General features: G+C 71.2%; 5 protein-coding genes. 1 reads left to right on the top strand and 4 read right to left on the bottom strand.

The features are described from left to right. Window positions 1-1289 (bottom strand): ATP-binding protein (locus tag VF542_RS05435; RefSeq protein ID WP_408650687.1); only part of this gene is annotated, 1289 nt, incomplete at its 3' end. A 464-nt stretch (window positions 1290-1753) separates the two neighbouring features. Here VF542_RS05435 and VF542_RS05440 point away from each other — a divergent pair. After that, window positions 1754-1984 carry a hypothetical protein gene (locus tag VF542_RS05440; protein WP_408650688.1) on the top strand — a complete coding sequence of 77 codons (231 nt, stop codon included), beginning with the start codon at window positions 1754-1756 and terminating at the stop codon, window positions 1982-1984. 62 nt (window positions 1985-2046) lie between these two features. Here VF542_RS05440 and VF542_RS05445 read toward each other — a convergent pair whose 3' ends face one another. From VF542_RS05445 to VF542_RS05455, 3 genes are all read right to left on the bottom strand, one after another. Continuing rightward, a complete protein-coding gene (locus VF542_RS05445) occupies window positions 2047-3243 on the bottom strand; it encodes an OmpA family protein (RefSeq protein WP_408650691.1) in 1197 nt (398 codons plus the stop codon). Window position 3244: 1 nt separating this feature from the next. Further along, window positions 3245-4591 carry a hypothetical protein gene (locus tag VF542_RS05450; protein ID WP_408650689.1) on the bottom strand — a complete coding sequence of 449 codons (1347 nt, stop codon included), beginning with the start codon at window positions 4589-4591 and terminating at the stop codon, window positions 3245-3247. Beyond that, window positions 4588-4854 (bottom strand): hypothetical protein (locus VF542_RS05455; RefSeq protein ID WP_408650690.1); only part of this gene is annotated, 267 nt, incomplete at its 5' end. The genes VF542_RS05455 and VF542_RS05450, both read right to left, overlap by 4 nt.

Below are 4854 nucleotides of genomic sequence, written 5' to 3' on the forward strand. Positions count from 1 at the left end.
GCATCCTCGACCTGCTGCCACAGCTTCAGCGCACGGGTGAACTGAACCTCGGCGGAGCGGAACGCCAGGGTGCGCGCCGCGATTTCGCCGGCCTGGACCGCAGACGCCAGTGCCTGCGGCCGGTTGCCGGCCTGGTACCAGTGACTGGCCTGCTCCGCCGCTGCGGAGCCCTCGGTCAGGCTTAGTCGAGGTTCAGCGGCCAGCGCCTCGGCCATCCTGACGTGCAGATCGACCTGGGCGTCGCGGACAGTCGAGCGGTAGACCGCTTCGCGCAGCAGCGCGTGCCGGAACCGGTACACGTCCTCGTTGTGGCCGGCGACCAGCATCTGCCGGTCGAAACACTCCTGCAGCGCGTCGTTCAACACCTCGCCGGGCATCCCGCTGACCGTGCGCAGCAGCCGCCGGCTCATCGCGCGGCCGGCGACGGCCGCGACCCGCAGCACCTTGAGCGCGTCAGGCCCGAGGTCGGAGAGCCGGGACAGTACGACGTCGCGGATATCGTCGGGCAGCTCGACGTCCTCCGGGTTGTCCAGCGCGCCGGCCACCATCAGCTGCTCGGCATAGAACGGGATCCCATCAGACCATTCGAAGCACCGCTCGACCAACGTCGGGTCGACCGGGCCGCCGCTTGTCCCGGCCAGGAACTCATGCAACTCCGTTCGTCCGAAGGCGGGCAGCTCCAGCCGCTCGGTCCGGCGCAGGAACGTCGCCCCGGCCAGCAACTGCCACAGCGGTTCGCCCCGCCGCAGCTCCCGCGACCGGTAGCTGCACACGAGCAGCAGGTGGCGATCCTCCGGCAGGGCCTGGCCGAGGTGGCGCACCAGGTCGAGCGTGGACGGGTCCGCCCAGTGCAGGTCCTCCAGGATCAGCACCACCGGAGCGTGGGCACCGATGCCGTCGAGCATGCGGCGCGCGGCCAGGAATACCTGCTGCGGACTGGTCATCGAGTCGCTGCCGAGGTCGAAGAATGCAGCCAGCCGAGTGTAGGCCGAGCGCCCGAGTTCAGCCGCCCGCTGCGGGCCGTAGTCCCTCCCGAAGGATTCCAGCACCTGGAGCAGCGGTCCGTACGGCGTGGGATCGCCGAAGTGTTCCTCACAGGTGCCGGCCAGCACGTGCGCGCCCGCGTGCCGCGCGGCCCGGGTGAACTCGCTGAGCAGCCGGCTCTTGCCGACGCCTGCCTCGCCGCCGATCAGCACCGTCCGGGCGTGGCCGAGCCGGGCATCGGCCAGCCGCCGCAGCAGCAGGCCCAGCTCGTCCGCGCGGCCGACGAAGGGCGCTTCCCCGGGCATGCCCACCATGCTTACCGCCGGGGCCCTGGCCCGGTGACGTCGGGCGACTCGAGGACCCCCACGACCCGGCCCGGCTCGACTGGGCCGCGCAGCACCGCACGGATGTCCTCGCACACGTCGGCCTCCTCCATCGCCGTCAGCCACGGTAGCGCGTGAAAGGCCTAACCGCCCGGGCTCGCCGTAGGCGATATGTCGTGTCCGGCAGCTGGATCCCTCGGGGCGGCCCGAGAGGACCTGCCTGGCCGGCTCGATCACTCGGCGCGGCCGGCGGCCCTGCCGACCTGGCGTGCGGGTCGACTCATCCCGAGCCCGTTCGCCCAATGCGAGCAACGCCTCCGATAGATAACGGGGATGTGGTTCAGGACAAGAGGTCAGCGAGCGAACGCCGACGCGCGGTCGAGGCCGGTGGCAGTCCCGCGGGCCACGCTGGCGCGGAGCTGTGTCACGGCCCCAGGATGGTGCACATGCCCGGTGATCCGACCAGCCCCCGCCCCGGCGACCGACCGGTGCTGCCGGGTGCTGACGCGGCCGAGGCGCGCGACTACCTCGAGGCTGCGCTCCGCGCGGCGCGGTCGGCGGCCGTTCGGGCAGGGGCCGATCCCGGCGAGGTGACGGCCGACCTCGAGGAACGCGTGCGCCGCGTCCGCCGGGTGCTCGCGGCGAACGAGGGGGAGCAGCCGCCCGGCGAGGAGTGAGCCAGGACCGACGCGCTACCCGATCGCCTCCTGCCCGGCCGGACCGACGGTGACCGCGCCACTCATCGGCTCCGCTTCTCGCAGGTCGTGGAGTTGACGATCACCAGCCGGTTGCCGATGGCCAGTGCCTCGATCAGGCGGCCCTGGCTGTCGGTGTCCTTCCGGAAGCCCCGGAAGTTCGTGCCGACGCCCTCCACCCGGACGATGTGGCCGGCCGGCACCCCCAGCTCGATGAGCACCCGACGCACCGCCAGCGCCCGCCGCTTGGAGACGGCCCCGGGTGAGTCCGGGCCGGTTTCCGGCACCGCCGTCGTCCCGATCAGCGTGACCGAGGTGCCCTTCTCGGTGAGCTGTTCGGCCAGCGGCTTGAGCACCTGCCTCGTCCGTGGCTCGTCGAGGAAGGTCGGCTCGTTCGCGACGAAGCCGATCTGGTCGGCCCGCAGCCGGTAGTCACAGGGTGTCGGCGGCGGCGGAGGCTTCTGCTTGAACGTCACCGTCGTCACGGCCGGCAGCCCGCGCGCCGGCGCGATGTCTGGCAGCTGGGTGTCGTCCTTGGGCGTGAAGTTGCCTGCCGACGCGGTCACCACCGCCTTCCAGAGATTGACCAGCCGGGTGCGGTACGGCTCGCGGATCGGCTGCTGGGGCGCATAGGTCGAACCGAGCCCGGTCATCAGTACGTCCACCCCGTGCAGGTCGGGCAGGGTGCCGTTCGCCTTCAGCGATTGGCTGATCGTCGCCGGGTCGACATCCAGCACTCCCTCGGCCTGCAGGGGCAGTGCGCCGACCGTCTGCAGGCCGCTGTCGATCACGAGGATGTGCTTGGGCCCATGGACGTTGGCCAACTGGCGCCCGGCGATCGACAGCGCCGAGAGCAGGTCGGCCTGCGGGGCGCTGGCCGGCACTTTCCTGATCGCGTTCTGGATGCCGGCCTTCAAGGCGTTCCAGCGGCGGGCGCAGGCACTCTTGGAGTCGCAATCGGATTTGGTGGACAGGTGCCCCACCGACTGCGGCGAGCCGGAGACATTGATCAGGTAGATCTCGTCCTGGCTCTGCACCGATTCACTGATCAGCGTCATCGCGGCGTCGGTCAACGACGGCGCCGGCATGTTCGCCCGGTCACCGACCACGATGACGGTCGCCCCCGCGGCGTGCGGCCGGTTCAGTCCACCCCCACAGCCGGTCAGGGCGGTCGTCGCTACGGCAGCGCCGAGGATCGCTGTCCCGGCGCGGCGGACTACCTGCAGGTAGTAGGTCTTCATGTCAGTCACTTCCATTCCCGTGGCCGGCCGGTCCATCGAACTCGTCATCGAAGTCGTCATCGAAGTTGTCACTGGGGCGGACGCCGGCGTCCGCGACCGGCACGTTGAGCACCGCCGCGGTGTTGGAGGGGTTGCCCAGCAGCTGGGCGAGGTAGATCCGGGAGTCCTCCTTGATGCCCCGGCCCTCGTCCAGGCAGCTGTCCTCGATCGAGTGGTCCCTGCGGACCCGCTCCGAGGCGCTCCGGGCCAACGTGATGGCGGCGGTCGCGTCGCGCTCGTGCCTGCGGTACGAGGCGACCTCGTGCTCGGCCTCGCGCAGCCGCAGCGTCAGGAACTCCACCGTCCGCACCCGCGGACTCTCCCGGGTCCACGCATCGGTGATCGTGAGGATCCCGGTGGCGAAGTAGAGCAGCAGCAGGAGCAGTGCAAAACCCCAGGTTTGGCTCCAGGAGTTGGTCCCGGACGAGGCGGTCGAGGTCGCATCACCGAACACACCGTTGTCCTGCGAGGTGACCAGCGGCGCCGCGTACGGATGGGCGCGGATCCAGAACGCCACCAAGCCGAGGCCGAGCCAGGCACATGAGATCGTGATCAGCCACGGGACTCCGTTGCCTGCGTAGCCGTCCGCGATCCGCCGTGCCATCCGGCCGATCTGGTAGGCCACCAGGACGGCACCGATGGTGAGGGCGACGACGAAGAACGCGGTGAGCATCGTGTCCTTCTCGATGATCCCGACGAGGGTCTGCCAGAACCCGAACGCGTCGGCACCGGCCATCACGCTCAGCAGTGCCCAGGTCATCACGGTCCGGGCCGGGCTGGGGACGTTGCGCTCATCGAGCAGCGGCTCGTCGACCGTGGGCCAGGGCAGGTCGCCGTGCTCGGCTGCCGACGGAGCAGGCGGGGGGCCGTTCCCGGCGCGCGAGGCACCGCTGCCGTCCGGGCTCCACCGGGGCGGCCCGGCGTCGGCCTCGGGGCGCCGGCCAGCCCGCAGCAGCGCCTGCCGGGCGTAGGCGACCCGGCCACGCGCATTGGCCATGCAACCGCGCACGTACTCGGCATGGCTTTCGGCATCGGCGATCCGCTGCTCGGCGCGGGCGCACGCCCGCCGCCAGTCGACCCGCGCCGCCCGCAACCAGTGCGAGACCCAGTTGTCCACCAGCCGGTCCAAGACTTGCGGCGTGCCCTCGTCGACCGCTCCGCGGGCGTGCAGGTCGTCCAGGAAGCGGCGCGCCTCGGCCCGGCCATCCTGCGGGCGTGGCACCGGCCAGGTATCGGGCTCGGTGTCGACCTCCGTCCCGGACTCGGCCCTGGTCCCGATGCCGGGCATAGTGTCGGTCGGCTGGGTCATGCGCTGTTCTCCCTTTCCATCCGAGCAAGTGCGTGGTCGACGTCAGACGTGGCCGGTTCGGGGTCGTCGGCGTAGGCCCGTACCCAGGCCGGCAGCGGGCGAGGCGCCACGTCGAGGCAGTACGCGACCAACTGGCGCTCCGGATGCCGCAGCAGCAGGGTCCGGTCGTACACACCGCAGCGGACGAGGGCGCCGAGATGGATTGCCATGGCCTCGGCAGCCTTGGTGCGGCGGACCTCGGTGATGGGCGCGAGCTCGGCCGC

It is taken from the genome of Jatrophihabitans sp. (assembly GCF_036389215.1).
GTDB lineage: Bacteria > Actinomycetota > Actinomycetes > Mycobacteriales > Jatrophihabitantaceae > Jatrophihabitans_A.

What these genes read in the sequence shown, in the direction of transcription:
- VF542_RS05445 (WP_408650691.1), bottom strand. Translation starts at nt 3,243, where the DNA reads ATGAAGACCTACTACCTGCAGGTAGTCCGCCGCGCCGGGACAGCGATC.
- VF542_RS05440 (WP_408650688.1), top strand. Translation starts at nt 1,754, where the DNA reads ATGCCCGGTGATCCGACCAGCCCCCGCCCCGGCGACCGACCGGTGCTG.
- VF542_RS05450 (WP_408650689.1), bottom strand. Translation starts at nt 4,591, where the DNA reads ATGACCCAGCCGACCGACACTATGCCCGGCATCGGGACCAGGGCCGAG.